Source organism: Neopusillimonas aromaticivorans (assembly GCF_030344915.1).
In the GTDB taxonomy this organism is placed as follows: Bacteria; Pseudomonadota; Gammaproteobacteria; order Burkholderiales; family Burkholderiaceae_B; genus Neopusillimonas; species Neopusillimonas aromaticivorans.
In genome coordinates this window covers 1,037,504-1,052,464 of sequence record NZ_CP128233.1, presented here as the reverse complement: position 1 = coordinate 1,052,464, position 14,961 = coordinate 1,037,504, and the positions used below count along the sequence as shown (strand labels likewise).

Genomic DNA, 14,961 nt, shown 5'->3' with positions numbered 1-14,961 from the left:
TAAAAAGACATACCGCCAGCTTTTCCAGGCTACGGGATTTCCAAGACATTCTTTTGCTCCGGTTTTTATGTGGTTTACGGGTTTTGCCCGTTTGGGAAACGGTGGTGTTGGTGGGGCCAGATCCTGGCGCAGGCAGGACTGGTTCCAGGGTCTCGTGTCAGCAAGCCCATGGACATGGCGGCCTGAGGCTCGCCCAGGGGTCGTTGGTCTTCGCAGCCAGAGAATACAATGGGGTCTTGTCATTTAGCCAGTCGCTGCAGATTTAATGGAGACCCCTCATGAGTGAATTGCCCCCTTGCCCCCGATGCCAGTCGGTCTATACCTACGAAGATGGCATTGTGTATGTATGCCCCGAGTGCGCGCACGAATGGAGTGCACAGGATGCCGTACCCGAGGCCTCGCAAGACAAGGTGTATCGCGATGCAGCGGGTAATGTCCTGGCCGATGGCGACACGGTAACTGTCGTTAAAGACCTGAAACTCAAGGGGTCTGGCGGTGTGATTAAAGTCGGCACCAAGGTCAAGAACATTCGTCTGATCGACGGTGATCACGACATCGACTGCAAGATCGACGGGTTCGGCGCCATGCAGCTGAAGTCCGAATTTGTTCGTAAAGCACTGTAATCACAGGGTATCAAGATGGTTTCGTTGCAAGAACAGTTTTTGAAAGCCGGTCTGGTTGACCAGAAAAAGGCCAAGAAGGTCCACCAGGATAAAAGCCAGCAGAAGAAGGCTGCGCGTCGTACGGGTGAGCCACTCGTCGACGAGGCGCGGCAGGCAGCGCTTGAGGCGCAGCAAAAGCAGCGCGACGCCGTGCGCGAGCTTAATGCAAAACGCGATGCGCAAGCCAGGGCAAAGGCGATTCAGGCACAGATCGTGCAGATGGTGCAACAAAGTCGCCAGGGCAGGGGCGGCGGCGATATCGCTTATAACTTTACGTTTGGAACAAAAATCGAGCGCATCCATGTGTCTGCTGCGGTGCGGTCGCAACTGGCTGCAGGGCAGCTGGTTATTGTCCGGCTGGGGGATGCCACCGAGCTGGTGCCCAAGGTTGTCGCCGACAAAATTGCCGAGCGCGACCCGTCAGTTGTCGTTCGCGTGAAAAAACCAGAGGCCCGTCCCGACGAGGACGACCCCTATGCTGACTACAAGATCCCCGATGACCTGATGTGGTGATTTATGAACCTGACGATCAATGCGCCGCTCGTTCAGCACGCGTAACACCGATTAAAAAATGAGGGGGCTCCATGTTTATAGAAGAACGCGATTACCGTATCAAGCCAGGCTGTCTTTTAACGTTTGTCTCGACGTATGAAACATACGGCCTACCTTTGCAGAAAAAGTATCTGGGTAAATTCCTGGGCTACTTCACCAGTGACATCGGTGAGCTGAATCATGTCGTGGCACTCTGGGGCTATGACAGCCTGGACGAGCGTGACCGGGCACGTTCAACCATGATGGCTGATCCGCAGTGGCAGACTTTTCTGGACAAAGTCACCGACTTGATTGATGTTCAGAATTCGCGCATTCTCAAGCCCGTGGGTTTTTCGCCGATTCAATAAAAAGACAGCGTCGTTCAAAAGCTAATTGTGGGACGCTGGCTGCGTGGTAGCTATCGTCAGCAGTAGCCTGAGACTTTCAATTGGCGAGAAGATGCGTTATGGCTGATATGACTTCGAAACTCAATGTCGCACTGTTTATTGATGCCGACAATGCGCCTTATGGCAAGCTGGAAAGTGTTTTGGCAGAACTGGCTTCCTTGGGGGCGGTTTCAATCCGCAGGGCCTACGGTAATTGGAAAAAGCCACACCTGGAAGCGTGGGTCCAAGGGTTGCATGAACATGCAATTCAGCCAGTTCAGCAGTTCGACTTGATCAAAGGAAAAAACGCTACCGACATGGCAATGGCCGTTGATGCCATGGATGTATTGTTCAACAAGCCAGTTGATGTGTTTTGTATCGTCTCGTCTGATTGTGACTTTACCCCCTGGTTATGCGCGTGCGTGCTGAAGGCAAGCAGGTCATTGGTTTTGGTGAGCGAAAAACGCCAGAATCATTCGTAAATGCCTGCTCAAGATTTGTGTATCTGGATCCCTTGAACATTGTTGATCAGTCCGAGCTGCAGCAGCCAGCTCAAAATGGGGCGACTGATGAAAAAGCGGCGTCTCTCGTCGGGCAAATCAAGCGTTCCGGTAATACGCTAAAGGGCGATACAAAACTGATGAATTTGTTGCGCAACGCCGTAGCTTCTTCGGAAAATGAAGAGGGGTGGGCGCCACTTGGCGTTGTTGGGAGTCGTATTGGCAACCAGGCATCTTTTGATTCGCGGAACTATGGTTACGCCAAACTCAGCGATCTTTTTGGCGCCATTGACTTGTTCGAGACAAAGAGGGTCGGCAACCAGTTAATGGTGAGGTACAAGCGGCGGGTGAATGGGGGTAGCTTATGTAATAAGGTTGGGGCAAGCAAATTGCGGTGCGCTGAATTCGGGCCGGGTGCTCGGCCCGAACATCGATACGCACGCCCAGCGCCTTGCATACTTTGGCGATCATGTCGAAGCGTGGGCTGGCATCGGCCCGTAGAGCCTTGTAAAGCGATTCGCGGCCAATGCCGGCTGGTCGCTCCTTGGCCATCATTCCAGAGCGATATACCTTTTGAGAAGGGCATTATGGCTATTAGAACTGTTTTCATCAACAATCGTACCCAGGCTGTTCGGCTACCGATAGATGTCCGGTTGCCTGAAGGCGTGCAAAAGGTAGCGATTCGTGGTCGCGGAAAACTCAGGCGGGGTGTTTGGCTTGAACAACGATACGCACGCCCAGCGCCTTGCATACTTTGGCAATCGTGTCGAAGCGTGGACTGGCATCGGCCCGTAGAGCCTTGTAAAGCGATTCGCGGCCAATGCCGGCAGCCTCTGCAATTTGCGTCATGCCCCGAGCACGGGCGGCCACCCCCAGTGCATGGGCGAGTTCCCCGGAGTCGCCTTCCTCAATGATCTGGGTCAGGTAGGCCGCAATGTCCTTATCGTCGCGCAGGTAGCGCGCGGGGTCGAAGCTGGGGAGGTCAGAGACCTTGATTGTCTTTTTGTCCATGATTAAGTTTTCTCGTCGTATCTCAGGGTGCGGGCTAATTTTTTGGCTCGCTTGATGTCACGGGTTTGTGTGACCTTACTGCCACCGCCAAGCATGACGATCAGCACATCACCCTGTTCGATGTAGTACATACGCCAGCCTGGGCCGAAGAATTCGCGCATTTCGTTGACCCCTTCGCCGACGGGCTCCACATCGCCCAAGAGACCTCGTTCCGCTTTCTCAAGCCTGCGAATGAGGCGGGCGCGGGTAGTCGGGTCTTTCAGACTGTCAAACCATGCATCGAATTCCGGCAAAGACTTTATCGTGTACATAGCCAATTGTATTTGATCGAATACATGGCATCAAGCTTTGCCTCGATTACACACGCAAAGTGAGGTAAAGGTCTGGATCTGTTTTGGCGTTTATTTTGAGACTCTTGAAGTGTAATTGGCTTTGCGCTCAACAGCGTATTGGTATAAGGTCATTCGATTTAACTCCTTTTCCTGATCCTGGCTTTTACCTTCCTTCATCATGAATAAAGACATTCCAGCCATCGTAGATGCTGTCATCGACAGCCGCTACTCGTGTCGTGCTTTTCTCTCTACCGAGGTACCCAAGCAGTTGATTGAAGAGATTCTGGCTATTGCCGCCCGGGCTCCGTCCGGGACGAACATGCAGCCCTGGAAGGTTTGGGTACTGACAGGAAGCAGCAAGCAACGCCTGAGTGAACGATTGGTTGCCACGTTTGATGACCCTGAAGAGGCGGCTACCCATACCGAAACCTTCGCTTATTACCCTAAAAAGTGGTTGTCTCCGTTCATCGAGCGCAGACGTAAAGTGGGCATTGAGCTTTATAAGCTTCTGGATATTCAGAAAGGTGATGCAGAACGGATGCACAAGCAACATGCCCGAAATTTTCAATTTTTTGATGCCCCCGTGGGTCTGATCTTCACGATTGACACGACCCTGGAGCAGGGTAGCTGGATTGACTACGGGATGTTTCTTCAAAACATCATGTTGGCTGCCAAAGCGCGAGGCCTGGATACGTGTGCGCAAGCTGCCTTTCTTCAATTTCACCGTATCATCAGCGAGGACCTGGAGTTGCCAGAAAACGAGACCGTTATCTGCGGTATGGCCTTGGGGTACGCTGACCCTGATGCCCCGGAGAATACTTTGCGCACTGAAAGAGCACCGCTGTCGGAATGGGTGACGTTCAAACCCTAAGCCGTTCACCGTATCACGAAGGCAAGGTCAAGAAGCTGGGTTTCTGCCCCGGGCCGTAATGGAATTAAAAAACAAAAAGCCCACCTGAAAAGATGGGCTTCTTGTACGAAACTCTTGGTGGTGGAGGAGGGAACCGAAGCTGCGTTGGTTCTCGAAGCGGATGGTAAGGGATTGGCTGTAAGGGCGTGGATTCGATGAGTTGGCGAAATCCGTGCCGACTTTCGGCTACGGTCTCCAGCAACGAGCCGACGGTAACTGGTCAGGATCAGGTTTTCCGCTTCAGACGTTCGACTTCTGCATGGAAGGTCGGGGTCAGCTCGGCAATCAGGGTTTCGATGTCGCGCACCTGATGTTGGACAGTCAGCACGGCGATACCTTGTGGCACGAGATCATAGATGACGAAGTGCTGCCGCGCAGGAACCATCAGGAACGGGGTCGAGCGGTACTGCCGAAGGCGTCCCTTTTCCGGGTTGGCCGCAGTATTTCCCATGGCCGCGTAAAGGTCGGTGAGGTAGCGGTCGGCAACATCCTCACCCCATTCGCGGCGCGAGTGCGCGTGGATGCGGCGCAAATCCAGGGCCGCATTCCGGGTCAGGAGGAACGTGGCGGGCACTGGTGCGTCATTGCCAGCCATTGGCTTCTTTGCGATCGAGCTCCGCCATGTCTGCCTTGAAGTTGCCGCTGGATACAAAGGCGCGGCCCGCAGCCAAGTCGCGGTAACCGGTGAGGATAGCGTCTTGCACGAACAGGCCATCGCGCCGTTCCATGTCGCGGCGGATCAGGTCGCGAACGTACTCGCTGGGCGTTTCGTAAAGGCCTGCTTCACCGACCATTCGATCCACGAATTCGGCCAAGGGTCGGGATAGACGGGCGTTGATGCGGTCAGACATGACGAACCCCTCGAAGGTCAGCTAAGAGAGGATATTGTCGCATACTGGAGTCATCTTGTCGCAACTATTGCCCGTGATGGTGTCAGATAGCCTGTCTCTGGTCGTGTTCGCACGCCCGGATGCGTCGCCAGCCAGTGCCTCCCGATAGGCTTGCCAAGCCAGATGGTAACGCTTTGGTCTTGAGGGCGTGGAGTCGACGATTTGTCCACTTCGATTGCTTGCTCAGCGACAAGCAGTCGCGCGTAATGTCATCATTTTGATGATGTGAGCCGGCTACCAATGGACAAACATAAAACCAATCACAGCCTTTTGGTCGTCCGTCGTGGATGAAGAGCCTTCGGCGACTCAACCCCAGCGCGTCGAGAGCTTGAGCCACGCCCAGCGCGAGCGGCTGGCCTACATCGACTTCCGGCTCTACTTCTTCGGTGAGATCGGTCGCCCGGATCTGATTGAGCGCTTCGGCGTGGCTCCGGCAGGCGCGACACGCGACTTGGCGCTGTACCGGGAAATCGCGCCGCAGAACATCACCTTTGACGGTAGCAACAAGATCTACCGTATCGGGCAGGCGTTCTCGTCGCTGTTCGATCACGCATCGCAGCGCGTGCTGTCGGCCCTGGCTCTGGGCTTCGGCGATGGTGTGAACGGCGCAACGCAACCGCTGCTGCCGTGCGAGTCGCCCACCGCCCTGAGCAACCCCAGGATGGATGTGCTGGCCCCGGTCTGCCGAGCGATCCACGCCAAGCGGCCAGTTGCTATCCGCTACCACTCGATGAGCAGCGGTGAGTCCGAGCGCGTCATCGTTCCCTTCGCGCTGGTGGACACCGGCCTGCGCTGGCACATCCGGGCATTTGATAGGAAGAGCGGCGAGTTCCGGGACTTCGTCGTCACCCGTATCGAAGCGCCGACGCTGCTCGACGAGGAGCCACAGCCCAACGAGCGCCCGGACAACGACATCCAGTGGACGCGCATCGTCGAGCTGGAGCTGGTTCCCCATCCGCACCTGGCCCGCCCAGACATCATCCGGATGGACTACGGCATGAAGGAAGGCTCGCTCAAGCTGCGCGTTCGCGCCGCCGTCGCGGGCTACATGCTGCTGCGCTGGAGCGTGGACTGCTCGCCTGACCACCGCCTCAAGGAAGAACAGTACCGCCTGGCCTTAAGCGATCCGCTGGCGCTGTACGGCGTCGAGAACGCCAAGCTCGCGCCGGGCTATCAAGCCCCGGCAGCAAAGACATTACGCAAAGGATAAGAACACGATGGCACAGAACGAAACCAGCACGTGTTCTGGGTGACCAAGGAGGCGCGCTGGTCGCACCTGCAGGCCAACGCCAAGTTGCCCATTCAAAATGAAGATGGTCGTTTTATGCTGAGCTGGGGTTCCTTACGTTTGCCGGATGGGCCGGTTTTTAAAATAGCCATTTCTTTGCCGCGCAATCGATCATTGGATTCAACCCAGTCCATCGTACGTGATGCGATCTATCTGGGATCGGTGGTTGTAGGTATTGGATTATTGCTTGCCCTGTTTTTTACTTATTGGTTGACCCAGCCATTGCGCATGCTCGACAAATGGGCACGGGGGCTGAAGACTGGTCAGTGGGTTGCTGCGCCACCTATTCGTACGGGGGTGAAAGAGCTTGCCAGTTTGACGGCCGCTCTCGAAAGCATGGCCAAACAGCAGCATCATCATGCTGAGGAGCTTGAGCAGAAGGTGATTGAGCGCACTGAGTCGCTCGCGCAAGCAAACAGGCAATTGGCCGAGTTGTCGATGACTGATGGGCTCACCGGTATCGCGAATCGTCGTCACTTTGATAGAACAGCCGAGCTGGAGTTCGCACGCGTGTCTCGAACGGGTCAAGCTATGGCTCTGATGCTTTTGGATGTGGATTACTTCAAAGTTTACAACGATGATCACGGGCACTTGGCGGGCGATAAGGCATTGCAGCGTATTGCTGCTGTATTGCGCAGGTATGCGCGCCGTGAAGGTGACTTGGCCGCACGTTACGGCGGTGAGGAGTTTGGCATTATTCTTCCAGCTATTACCACGCAAGACGCCCTTGGGCTGGCTGAGCGTATGCGTGCGGAGATTCAGGCACTGGCTCTACCCAATGAGCGTTCGCCGCATTCAGTGGTAACGGCAAGCATCGGTATTGCCATGAAAACGCCTCACGGACCTTCGAATCTTACCGAGTTGATAGCTCAGGCCGACACGGCTTTGTATCAAGCCAAAAATCAAGGTCGAAACTGCGTTCGATTGGCGTAGGCACTGTGTTGATTATGTCTGTGATGATGACTGTTCAAAGATATCACTACAGCGTTTTAAAACGCATGAGAAGGCTTAAGAGAAGATTTTTCATCTGATCAAAAAATGTTTCCGGCGCGACGACTCGCTGCAGCTCGATGTGGGCCTTGATGCGCTCCTATCATTCGGGCGTTTCGCTCAGCTGGCGCTGAATATCAGCGGCAGCACGCAAGCTGAGCGCTGCGATCGTTAAGGTGGGGTTGGCCGTTCCAACCGTTGGGAAGGCGCCGCCGCCCACGATGAACAGGTTAGCGTGATCGTGACAGCGCAGCTGCGGGTCGACAACCGACGATGCGGGGTCTTTGCCCATGCGGGTGGTGCCTAGAATATGTCCAGCCCCGAAGAACTCAGGTGCGTGGTGAGTTTGGGTTGCTTTGAGCCGGTGAAATAGTTCGCTGTGGAGCTCGCGGGCCCATGCCATGCCCTGTATAACGTAATCGCCAAGACGATAGCTGATGCGTGGCAAAGGAACACCGTACATATCGTGATCGTTTGGGTCCAGACTAACGCGGTTTTCAGGGTCGGGCTCTTGCTCGGTTAATGATGCTACGCGCAGATGACGTGAGGTGGTATCTGCCAGAGCGGCTTCCAGTTCGTGGCCGCTCAGCCCTTGTTCTGCCAGGTGAGCTGCCGTAGTGATGGGTGCACCGGTTGGCCACGACCACCCGTCGTTACCGATTTCGATACGCACGGCGCTATGGATTCTGCGGAACTCACCGTCGCGCAGGTTTTCGATGCCCGAGGTTGATATCGGACCCCGATAAGGATAAACCGGTTCATTCGTCAATGCCCATGACAACTGTATGGGGTGGTCCATGAGGTTTCGACCTACCTGATCTGACCGATTGGCGATGCCGTTGGGAAAAGCCGCGCTGCGCGAGGCGAGCAAGAGGCGGGGTGTTTCGATGGCATTGCAGGCCACAACAAAAATTTTGGCGTGTATCTTGCCTTCAGAGCGGTCCCAACGCCGGAAAATTAGCGTTGATATCCTCCCGTCTGCGGACGGTTCCAGACGAATGGCCGTTGAGCCGGAAAGCACCGAGGCGCCGGCAGCGGTAGCACGTTTCAGATGCACGGTGGCGTCGTACTTGGCCTGAATCGGGCACACAGGAATGCAGCTGGAGCTTCCGCAGCAAGCAGCACGTTGATCGTTGAAAATCGAGTTGCGGGCCTGCGGGGTTGGGCTGACCTCGAAACGGCTGCCCTCAAGTGCTTGCGCGACGACCTTGTCGAGCCAGGTGGGTGGAATAGGCGGCATGATGTAAGGGCCGCTGCGTGGCGAGCCCATGGGTTGGCTCGAGTCACCAGCGACACCAAGTTCGTGTTCAGCCTGCAGGTAGTAGGGTTCCAGAGTGTCGTAGGTGATTGGCCAGTCAACGGCGCGACCAAATTTCGTGTTCAGCTGAAAATCAGAAGGAATGAGTCGCGGGCATGATCCCAGCCAATGCCAGGTGGTGCCGCCCAGTACTTTGAGATAGGTGCTTTTGAATAGATCGGGGCCGCTTTGCCGATACCAGTGCGTCAACTGGTCTGTGACCGGATGCATGGCTTCAGCGCGTGGCGGGTAGGCACATTCGGGTACCTTGATCAAAGCCTTGTGAAAAGTCTGGACCGCAGTTGCACGATCGACGGCAGCGCCCGCTTCCAGGATGCACACGCGCAGACCTGCCTGAGCAAGGCGTGAGGCTATCAGTGATCCGGCCACGCCCGAGCCAATAATTGCTACGTCGGTAGAAACGGTAGGCATAGCGTGGCATCCTTACGCAACGGGTGGTTGGCCCCAATAGCCGGTTGCTCCGCCGCACCAGCCTGCTGGGTGTAGAAAGGTGCTGTTGCGCCAGCATAGTGCCTGGGTGTAGGTGGCCACCACTGATCCCTTTGCTGTTTTACAGACACCTGAATACCAGGCGGCAACGACTTCATTTCTTAGCGGCGAGGCGGTGACGCCAGGGCTTGCCTGGTTTGCTAACTGAGCCAAAGCAGTTGACAACCCGCGTTCCCTGAAAGCGTCTAACATGATGCGAGCTGCATGCACGTCTAGCGCCGAAACCGGCGCGCCGGTAAGTGTCGACGAAAGCGCAATGAAGTCATCGAGCGAAAAATCGGTCTGGGCGAAAATCTGGTGGGGCAGGCTGGTTGTAGCGACCGCTAGACCAGAGAGCAAAACAGCGCGTCGATTGGGCATGGGCTTGTGGATCCATCAGGCGGAAAGCCGGTATGCCTCATCATAGAGCGAAGCCGGCTCTTCATCATTAAAGGGGACACCGACATTCATTAGACTTGTTTTTGCGAAGAAACACGTTTAATGGAGTGTATGTCGATGTCCCCAATCGATTCTATCCTAGGGATCCCAGGTTTAGTTGTTCAGCAGGTCAACCGGGCACAGGATATTCACGTCTGGGCCAGGCCCAAACGTCGGCCTAGTTGCCTGTACTGTCAGGCGCCTAATCTGCGCATCAAGGCCACGTACCAACGCACACTCAAGCATACGCGGCAAGGTAACCAATTGATGGTGCTGCACCTGGCCGTGCCCAAGTACCACTGCACCCAGTGCAACCGGTATTTTCGTCATCGGTTTGCCGGTATTGGCCCGCGTCGACGCGCCACCGAAGCCTACCGGCTCGAGGTGTTCGAAGCCCATGAAGGCGGTGTGAGTCAGCGCAAGTTATCCATCACCTACCAGATAGGCAGTGCCACGGTTGAGCGCTGGTATCAGTCGTTTGTGAAGCAGCGGGTCTCGGAGTTATCAGGCCGGGCGTGTCCGCAGGTGCTGGGCATTGATGAGCACTTCTTTACGCGCAAGCAGGGCTATGCCACCACGCTGGTGGATCTGAAGAACCATAAGGTGTTTGATGTGGTGCTGGGGCGCTCTGAGGCGAGTCTGCGCAGCTATTTAAAGCGTCTTCCCGGGCGTGAGAGCGTGCGGGTTATTGTGATGGATCTGTCCGAGACGTATCGCCGGATGGCCCAGAAGTAGTCGATGCTGATTTATTCATTTTGGCCGAAAACGGCCATTCAAGACGCTGCGTCACGCCGCCAACATGGGTCTTTGCATGACGCTGCGATGACGGTTTAACTGGTCAGCACCCGCCTCCCACGCCAATGCCGTCAGCAACGCCCTCACGGCGGTGCCTTTTTTCAGGCGCAAAAAGCGCATGCAAGAAGGGCACCCCTTCTTGGCAATCATACGCAGCAGCCATTTGAGGTTGTAGCCCGCCGCGCACAACACGGCATGCAGCCGGTCACCTTCTTCACCTTTAAGGTGACAGCGATCCATGCGGTGATCCGCTTTCAGGTGGCCGATGATCGGCTCAATGGCTTGTCTGCGTTTCAGCTGCTGTCGTTCCAGTGTTGTGGTCAAATTTAAATGGACACTTTGATCGGGTGTTTTCCCCCGACAAGGAACATGAAGAGATGACCGACAAGACAACCGACACAACCAAGAATCGCCGAACCTTTGACCCAGCGTTCAAGTTGCAGGTGGCGCGCATGGTTCGCGAGCAAGGCGTCAGCGTCAGCCAGGTCTGCCGCGAAATGAAGCTGACCGAAAGTGTGGTCCGACGCTGGGTGCACCAACTGAATGAAGAATCGTGCGGCAGGCCCGGGATTGGCAAACCGTTAACGGCTGAGCAGCAGCGTATTCGAGAACTGGAAGCCGAAGTCCGGCGACTGAAATCGGACAACGAAATCTTAAAAAGGCCTCGGCCTTCTTCGCACGGGAAATGAAGTGATCCACGATGTCGTCACTGAGTTAGCGAAGGAGGCACCGATCAAACAGGTCTGTCAGGCATTGGACATCAGCCGCTCTGGTTACTACGCCGCGCGTCGCAGAGCAAGTACACCCGCACCTTTTTGTCAGGACAGTGTGCATGCTCAGGCGGTTTTTCTTGCCAGTGGTCGAACGTACGGCAGTCGTCGCTTGAGCGCAGCCCTGCGTGCCCAAGGTCATGACGTTGGACGCCACCGCTGTCGAACCTTGATGAAAGCCTGCGGACTCAAGGTCTGTTGGCGTCGCAAGTTCGTTCATACCACCGATAGCAAACATCATCTGCCGGTGGCTGAGAACGTGCTCAATCGTCAGTTTGCGCCTGAGGCCCCCAATACGGCCTGGGTGTGCGATGTGACGTACAGTACGCCCAGCCAGCGTAGCCCGCCTGCATGGGGGTGAAGCTGCTTGAGCATGTTTGGAATGCAGGACCCGGGGACGATAAACGTTGCGGTACCGGGGCATGCCCTTTCTCTGCTGCGAGAGAAAGTGAGCCGAAGCGGCGGTGACTTGCCGACACTGGCAAGGTGACGAAGTCCGTGGGAAACGGGGCTTGCGGCGAAGCGGTTACGCCAAGATGAGTCTCTAGGCTGAGCATGGGACGGTTGAGGAACACGAACCTGTTAAATCGCATCTGAGGGTTGAAATGTCACCCCTGCCCACACCGCTTTACGGGCAGGACGCGAACTGGAGCTAGGCACACGTATGGCCCGGCGCCACAAATGCTGATTGGATATGTATGCTGGTCAGCAGGGAACTACGGAGAGAGCGCAGCTAGACCGTGGTGTTTGCGACGACTTGCAACAAGCAAGGATAAAGACTGCGACAGGCAGCCTCGCCCGTGTGTTGAGTCCAGCATGTGAACTGGGGAAGGCTTGCACAAATGCTAAGGAGTGTGCCCCCGATGATGTGCAGGCTGGCGGAGCCCGCGTAGTAGTCCGAGGTTGGGAAAACCAGCCACATGGCGAAGGCGGGCAGTTTAAGTGGTTTGTTTGGCGGATTAATTGACCACAATGAGGTGAAGACCTTTGATAATCAGTGAAATGCAAAACAAACTGGCGATATGGTCAACCGAGGACAAAGAACGCAAGTTCGATCGACTCCTACGACTGATTGCCGACAAAGATTGGCTGAGCGAAGCGGCTCGCATTACGCTGGCTTCCAGCGGAGCACGCACGCCGGGCGTTGATGGCGTTGACAAACGTATGCTGGAAATGAATCTTCAGCACGAACTGGCGACGATACGCGAAGAATTGCTGGCGGGCTCGTACAGTCCGTTGCCCGCACGACGCGTGTATATACCGAAAGCGAATGGCACGCTCAGGCCTCTTGGCATTCCGAGCCTGCGGGATCGGATCGTGCAACGGGCCATGCTAATGGCCATGGAGCCAATATGGGAAAGCGATTTCCACCCGGCTTCCTATGGCTTCAGACCGGCCCGTAGCGTACATCATGCGATTCGCACGGTGAAGCTTCAGTTGCAAGACGGTGGTGAACAAAGTGTCGCCGGACGCTGGGTCATCGAGGGCGACCTCGCCAGTTACTTCGACACGGTGCATCATCGCCTGCTGATGAAGGGAATCCGCAAGCGCATCGCCGACCAGCGCTTCCTTGCTCTGCTCTGGAAATTCATCAAGGCGGGCTGCGTTGATCGCGATCTGTTCCGTGCTTCAAGCAAAGGCGTTCCTCAGGGCGGTGTCATCTCACCCCTGTTATCCAACATCATGTTGCATGAGTTCGATGCGTGGATGGAACGGAACTACCTGAACAAGAAGGTGCGCAAGGATCGGTGGGCGTGGAACTTCGGCATTCTCAAGCAGCGGCCCATTGCTGTGCGAGAAAACCGGCAATGGAAACCTGCTGTAGCCTACTGCCGGTACGCCGATGACTTTGTGATCGTAGTCAAGGGAACTCGTGAACATGCTGAGACCGTACGTGAAGCATGTCGCGGATTTCTTGAAGGCGAGCTGAAGCTCACGCTAAATATGGAGAAAACCCATATTACGCATGTGAATGACGGCTTCGTCTTCCTGGGTCACAGAATCATTCGCAAACGTGGACCACGTGGTCGCATGCGACCTGTGACGACGATTCCGTGGGAGAAGTGCCGGGGTTTTGCCTTGCGGCTAGTCAAACAACTGTCGGGTAACTACGACAACAACCGGATGGATCTGATGGAAAGCCTGAATCGGCAACTTGCTGGCTGGGCTGCTTTCTATCAATACACCGACTACACCGCCATCATGTTTCGGAAAGTTGACCGGACCGTCTTCTGGAAGTTCGGGTACTGGCTCGCGCGCAAGTACCGACGTGGATTCAGGTCGTTGATGCGCAAGTATGTCCGCGAGCCCGAACCGGGAAGAGCCAAAACATGGGTTCTTGAAGGCCAGAATAGTCGGGGTTGGTATGGGGCGGTGGCGCTTCGGCGTCTTGTTACCAGCCGCAAGGGCCGCTTCACATGGCGTACGCCGATGGAAAATCCGTATATTCTGCGCGACGAGGTACGAAATACTATCGAGTCGCGCTACGTCGATGTCGCCTTTGCTATGAGCAACGCTTAGATGGAGAGCCGGATGCGCTGAAAGGTGCACGTCCGGTTCGGAGAGGAGAGGCAGGGAAATAGTTCGACTACGCCCTGTCTCTTACTCTACTTCGTACCGACAGCGGCTGGCTGTATCTGGCCGCTGTATTGGATCTGTATTCACGTCGTATCGTGGGTTGGTCCATGGCACCTACCATGCCCGCACAGTTGGTGTGTGATGCCTTGAGCATGGCCATTTCGGTTCGCCAGCCGGCACCGGGTTTGTTGGTTCACTCTGACCGAGGCAGTCAATATGCCAGCACTGAACACCGGCAGTTACTTGAAAACCACGGGCTGGTGCTCAGCATGAGTCGCAAGGGTAATTGTTGGGACAATGCCGTGATGGAGCGCTTCTTTCTGAATTTGAAAATGGAGCGTGTCTGGCAGACTCGGTATGCCAACCATTTAGAAGCCAAACAGGACATCACCGACTACATTGTTAACTTTTATAACAGTACCCGATTGCATTCAAAACTTGGCTACCGATCACCCGCGCAGTATGAAATGCTGGCCAGCCCTGCCACCCAGTTGCCCGCCTGTGCATAACCCCACCGCCTGATCGGCGTGTCCAAAAAACTTGACCACTACATCGCGACCCCCGTGTGGGCTTTACGAACAAACAGATGGGCCACCCGTGCCTCAAGTTCTTGCCATGGCATGCGCGAGGACAACACCGCCAACGGATGACGAAGGTCAATCATCTGATCAATGCGAGAACGGAAAAAATCATCGGTGGCAGGGCAGGCAAACATCGAAATAAAACTCCCAGAAAACAGCCTCTATTGGACAACAAACTGGGAGTTCTGGGTATCCGAAATTGCACTCATCATCAGTGTTTATGCGGGTTGTGGGGATTTTTCAGGGCCGACGCTTTATTGCGTTGGTATTGGCGCGTGTCATGCGTGCCCGATTGCACCAAACGCCAGTGCCTGACGTGCGTTCGCCCGAGCGAGCCTTGTCGGTACTGCGCCGGATTCAAACCCATAAGGTGACATTTGAAGGTCAGATGCCGATTACCGGCATCTCGGCAATGGATGCAGAGCAAACCGCCGTACTGGCCAGCTTGAAGGTCAAAAAACCAGCCGCTGATGTGGCGTATGTGAATTTGTAGTGGAGCGTTTTAAAGCCAAGT

Annotated in this window: 16 protein-coding genes and 6 pseudogenes; 13 read left to right on the top strand and 9 right to left on the bottom strand. The window is 55.5% G+C overall.

Annotated elements, in window-relative coordinates:
* The first annotated feature begins 278 nt into the window (after nucleotides 1–278).
* From N7E01_RS05605 to N7E01_RS18480, 5 genes and pseudogenes are all read left to right on the top strand, one after another.
* Complete coding sequence (locus N7E01_RS05605; protein ID WP_289174884.1) at nucleotides 279–623, top strand: zinc ribbon domain-containing protein YjdM; 345 nt, start codon at nucleotides 279–281, stop codon at nucleotides 621–623.
* 15 nt (nucleotides 624–638) lie between these two features.
* Nucleotides 639–1,175, top strand: coding sequence for a DUF2058 domain-containing protein (locus N7E01_RS05600; RefSeq protein ID WP_289174883.1), 537 nt, complete (start codon nucleotides 639–641; stop codon nucleotides 1,173–1,175).
* Nucleotides 1,176–1,246: 71 nt separating this feature from the next.
* Nucleotides 1,247–1,561, top strand: coding sequence for an NIPSNAP family protein (locus N7E01_RS05595; RefSeq protein ID WP_289174882.1), 315 nt, complete (start codon nucleotides 1,247–1,249; stop codon nucleotides 1,559–1,561).
* Between the two features lie 98 nt (nucleotides 1,562–1,659).
* Nucleotides 1,660–2,061: an NYN domain-containing protein gene (locus N7E01_RS18485; RefSeq protein WP_350494950.1), complete on the top strand. Its 402-nt coding sequence runs from the start codon at nucleotides 1,660–1,662 to the stop codon at nucleotides 2,059–2,061.
* A pseudogene (locus tag N7E01_RS18480) lies at nucleotides 1,992–2,339 on the top strand (OST-HTH/LOTUS domain-containing protein); the annotation flags it as partial. The gene N7E01_RS18485 and the pseudogene N7E01_RS18480, both read left to right, overlap by 70 nt.
* Nucleotides 2,340–2,346: 7 nt before the next feature.
* On the opposite strand, the gene N7E01_RS18475 reads toward N7E01_RS18480, so the two are convergent.
* From N7E01_RS18475 to N7E01_RS05580, 3 genes are all read right to left on the bottom strand, one after another.
* A complete protein-coding gene (locus N7E01_RS18475; protein WP_350495003.1) occupies nucleotides 2,347–2,631 on the bottom strand; it encodes a helix-turn-helix domain-containing transcriptional regulator in 285 nt (94 codons plus the stop codon).
* Between the two features lie 147 nt (nucleotides 2,632–2,778).
* Entirely contained in the window at nucleotides 2,779–3,090 is a 312-nt protein-coding gene (locus N7E01_RS05585; protein WP_289174881.1) for an addiction module antidote protein, read from the bottom strand.
* Nucleotides 3,091–3,092: 2 nt separating this feature from the next.
* Entirely contained in the window at nucleotides 3,093–3,401 is a 309-nt protein-coding gene (locus N7E01_RS05580; protein WP_289174880.1) for a type II toxin-antitoxin system RelE/ParE family toxin, read from the bottom strand.
* Between the two features lie 199 nt (nucleotides 3,402–3,600).
* Between N7E01_RS05580 and N7E01_RS05575 the strand changes: the two genes are divergently transcribed.
* Nucleotides 3,601–4,293, top strand: coding sequence for a nitroreductase (locus N7E01_RS05575; protein WP_289174879.1), 693 nt, complete (start codon nucleotides 3,601–3,603; stop codon nucleotides 4,291–4,293).
* Nucleotides 4,294–4,558: 265 nt separating this feature from the next.
* Here the strand turns inward: N7E01_RS05575 and N7E01_RS05570 are convergent, their stop codons facing one another.
* Together N7E01_RS05570 and N7E01_RS05565 are read right to left on the bottom strand one after the other, a co-directional pair.
* Nucleotides 4,559–4,927: a type II toxin-antitoxin system RelE/ParE family toxin gene (locus N7E01_RS05570; RefSeq protein WP_289174878.1), complete on the bottom strand. Its 369-nt coding sequence runs from the start codon at nucleotides 4,925–4,927 to the stop codon at nucleotides 4,559–4,561.
* Complete coding sequence (locus N7E01_RS05565) at nucleotides 4,914–5,183, bottom strand: ribbon-helix-helix domain-containing protein (RefSeq protein ID WP_289174877.1); 270 nt, start codon at nucleotides 5,181–5,183, stop codon at nucleotides 4,914–4,916. The genes N7E01_RS05570 and N7E01_RS05565 overlap by 14 nt, the downstream gene beginning before the upstream one ends.
* Nucleotides 5,184–5,505: 322 nt before the next feature.
* On the opposite strand from N7E01_RS05565, the gene N7E01_RS05560 reads away from it, so the two are divergent.
* A complete protein-coding gene (locus N7E01_RS05560) occupies nucleotides 5,506–6,432 on the top strand; it encodes a helix-turn-helix transcriptional regulator (protein ID WP_289174876.1) in 927 nt (308 codons plus the stop codon).
* Between the two features lie 30 nt (nucleotides 6,433–6,462).
* Entirely contained in the window at nucleotides 6,463–7,443 is a 981-nt protein-coding gene (locus tag N7E01_RS05555; RefSeq protein ID WP_289174875.1) for a GGDEF domain-containing protein, read from the top strand.
* A gap of 160 nt (nucleotides 7,444–7,603) precedes the next feature.
* On the opposite strand, the gene N7E01_RS05550 is transcribed toward N7E01_RS05555, so the two are convergent.
* A complete protein-coding gene (locus N7E01_RS05550; protein WP_289174874.1) occupies nucleotides 7,604–9,229 on the bottom strand; it encodes a GMC family oxidoreductase in 1,626 nt (541 codons plus the stop codon).
* A 12-nt stretch (nucleotides 9,230–9,241) separates the two neighbouring features.
* Nucleotides 9,242–9,499 (bottom strand): sugar dehydrogenase complex small subunit, encoded by a 258-nt coding sequence (locus N7E01_RS19300; protein WP_434089577.1) that lies wholly within the window; start codon nucleotides 9,497–9,499, stop codon nucleotides 9,242–9,244.
* A 492-nt stretch (nucleotides 9,500–9,991) separates the two neighbouring features.
* Between N7E01_RS19300 and N7E01_RS05545 the strand changes: the two genes are divergently transcribed.
* A complete protein-coding gene (locus tag N7E01_RS05545) occupies nucleotides 9,992–10,459 on the top strand; it encodes a transposase (protein ID WP_350495002.1) in 468 nt (155 codons plus the stop codon).
* Nucleotides 10,460–10,510: 51 nt separating this feature from the next.
* Here N7E01_RS05545 and N7E01_RS05540 read toward each other — a convergent pair.
* Nucleotides 10,511–10,825 (bottom strand): annotated as a pseudogene (locus tag N7E01_RS05540) (transposase); the annotation flags it as partial.
* Between the two features lie 71 nt (nucleotides 10,826–10,896).
* Between N7E01_RS05540 and N7E01_RS05535 the strand changes: the two are divergent.
* The 3 genes and pseudogenes from N7E01_RS05535 to N7E01_RS05525 all read left to right on the top strand — a co-directional run.
* Nucleotides 10,897–11,611 (top strand): annotated as a pseudogene (locus tag N7E01_RS05535) (IS3 family transposase); the annotation flags it as partial.
* 680 nt (nucleotides 11,612–12,291) lie between these two features.
* Nucleotides 12,292–13,809, top strand: a complete 1,518-nt coding sequence (gene ltrA / locus N7E01_RS05530; RefSeq protein ID WP_289174871.1) for a group II intron reverse transcriptase/maturase — start codon at nucleotides 12,292–12,294, stop codon at nucleotides 13,807–13,809.
* Between the two features lie 83 nt (nucleotides 13,810–13,892).
* Nucleotides 13,893–14,375: pseudogene (locus N7E01_RS05525) on the top strand (IS3 family transposase); the annotation flags it as partial.
* 50 nt (nucleotides 14,376–14,425) lie between these two features.
* On the opposite strand, the pseudogene N7E01_RS05520 reads toward N7E01_RS05525, so the two are convergent.
* Nucleotides 14,426–14,581, bottom strand: a pseudogene (locus N7E01_RS05520) (IS5/IS1182 family transposase); the annotation flags it as partial.
* A 119-nt stretch (nucleotides 14,582–14,700) separates the two neighbouring features.
* On the opposite strand from N7E01_RS05520, the pseudogene N7E01_RS05515 reads away from it, so the two are divergent.
* Nucleotides 14,701–14,940: pseudogene (locus N7E01_RS05515) on the top strand (IS1634 family transposase); the annotation flags it as partial.
* Nucleotides 14,941–14,961: the final 21 nt, after the last annotated feature.

What these genes read in the sequence shown, in the direction of transcription:
- N7E01_RS05545 (WP_350495002.1), top strand. Translation starts at nt 9,992, where the DNA reads ATGGTGCTGCACCTGGCCGTGCCCAAGTACCACTGCACCCAGTGCAAC.
- N7E01_RS05605 (WP_289174884.1), top strand. Translation starts at nt 279, where the DNA reads ATGAGTGAATTGCCCCCTTGCCCCCGATGCCAGTCGGTCTATACCTAC.
- N7E01_RS18475 (WP_350495003.1), bottom strand. Translation starts at nt 2,631, where the DNA reads ATGGCCAAGGAGCGACCAGCCGGCATTGGCCGCGAATCGCTTTACAAG.
- N7E01_RS05565 (WP_289174877.1), bottom strand. Translation starts at nt 5,183, where the DNA reads ATGTCTGACCGCATCAACGCCCGTCTATCCCGACCCTTGGCCGAATTC.
- N7E01_RS05580 (WP_289174880.1), bottom strand. Translation starts at nt 3,401, where the DNA reads ATGTACACGATAAAGTCTTTGCCGGAATTCGATGCATGGTTTGACAGT.
- N7E01_RS05575 (WP_289174879.1), top strand. Translation starts at nt 3,601, where the DNA reads ATGAATAAAGACATTCCAGCCATCGTAGATGCTGTCATCGACAGCCGC.
- N7E01_RS05550 (WP_289174874.1), bottom strand. Translation starts at nt 9,229, where the DNA reads ATGCCTACCGTTTCTACCGACGTAGCAATTATTGGCTCGGGCGTGGCC.
- N7E01_RS05570 (WP_289174878.1), bottom strand. Translation starts at nt 4,927, where the DNA reads ATGGCTGGCAATGACGCACCAGTGCCCGCCACGTTCCTCCTGACCCGG.
- N7E01_RS19300 (WP_434089577.1), bottom strand. Translation starts at nt 9,499, where the DNA reads ATGTTAGACGCTTTCAGGGAACGCGGGTTGTCAACTGCTTTGGCTCAG.
- ltrA (WP_289174871.1), top strand. Translation starts at nt 12,292, where the DNA reads ATGCAAAACAAACTGGCGATATGGTCAACCGAGGACAAAGAACGCAAG.
- N7E01_RS05600 (WP_289174883.1), top strand. Translation starts at nt 639, where the DNA reads ATGGTTTCGTTGCAAGAACAGTTTTTGAAAGCCGGTCTGGTTGACCAG.
- N7E01_RS05595 (WP_289174882.1), top strand. Translation starts at nt 1,247, where the DNA reads ATGTTTATAGAAGAACGCGATTACCGTATCAAGCCAGGCTGTCTTTTA.
- N7E01_RS18485 (WP_350494950.1), top strand. Translation starts at nt 1,660, where the DNA reads ATGGCTGATATGACTTCGAAACTCAATGTCGCACTGTTTATTGATGCC.
- N7E01_RS05585 (WP_289174881.1), bottom strand. Translation starts at nt 3,090, where the DNA reads ATGGACAAAAAGACAATCAAGGTCTCTGACCTCCCCAGCTTCGACCCC.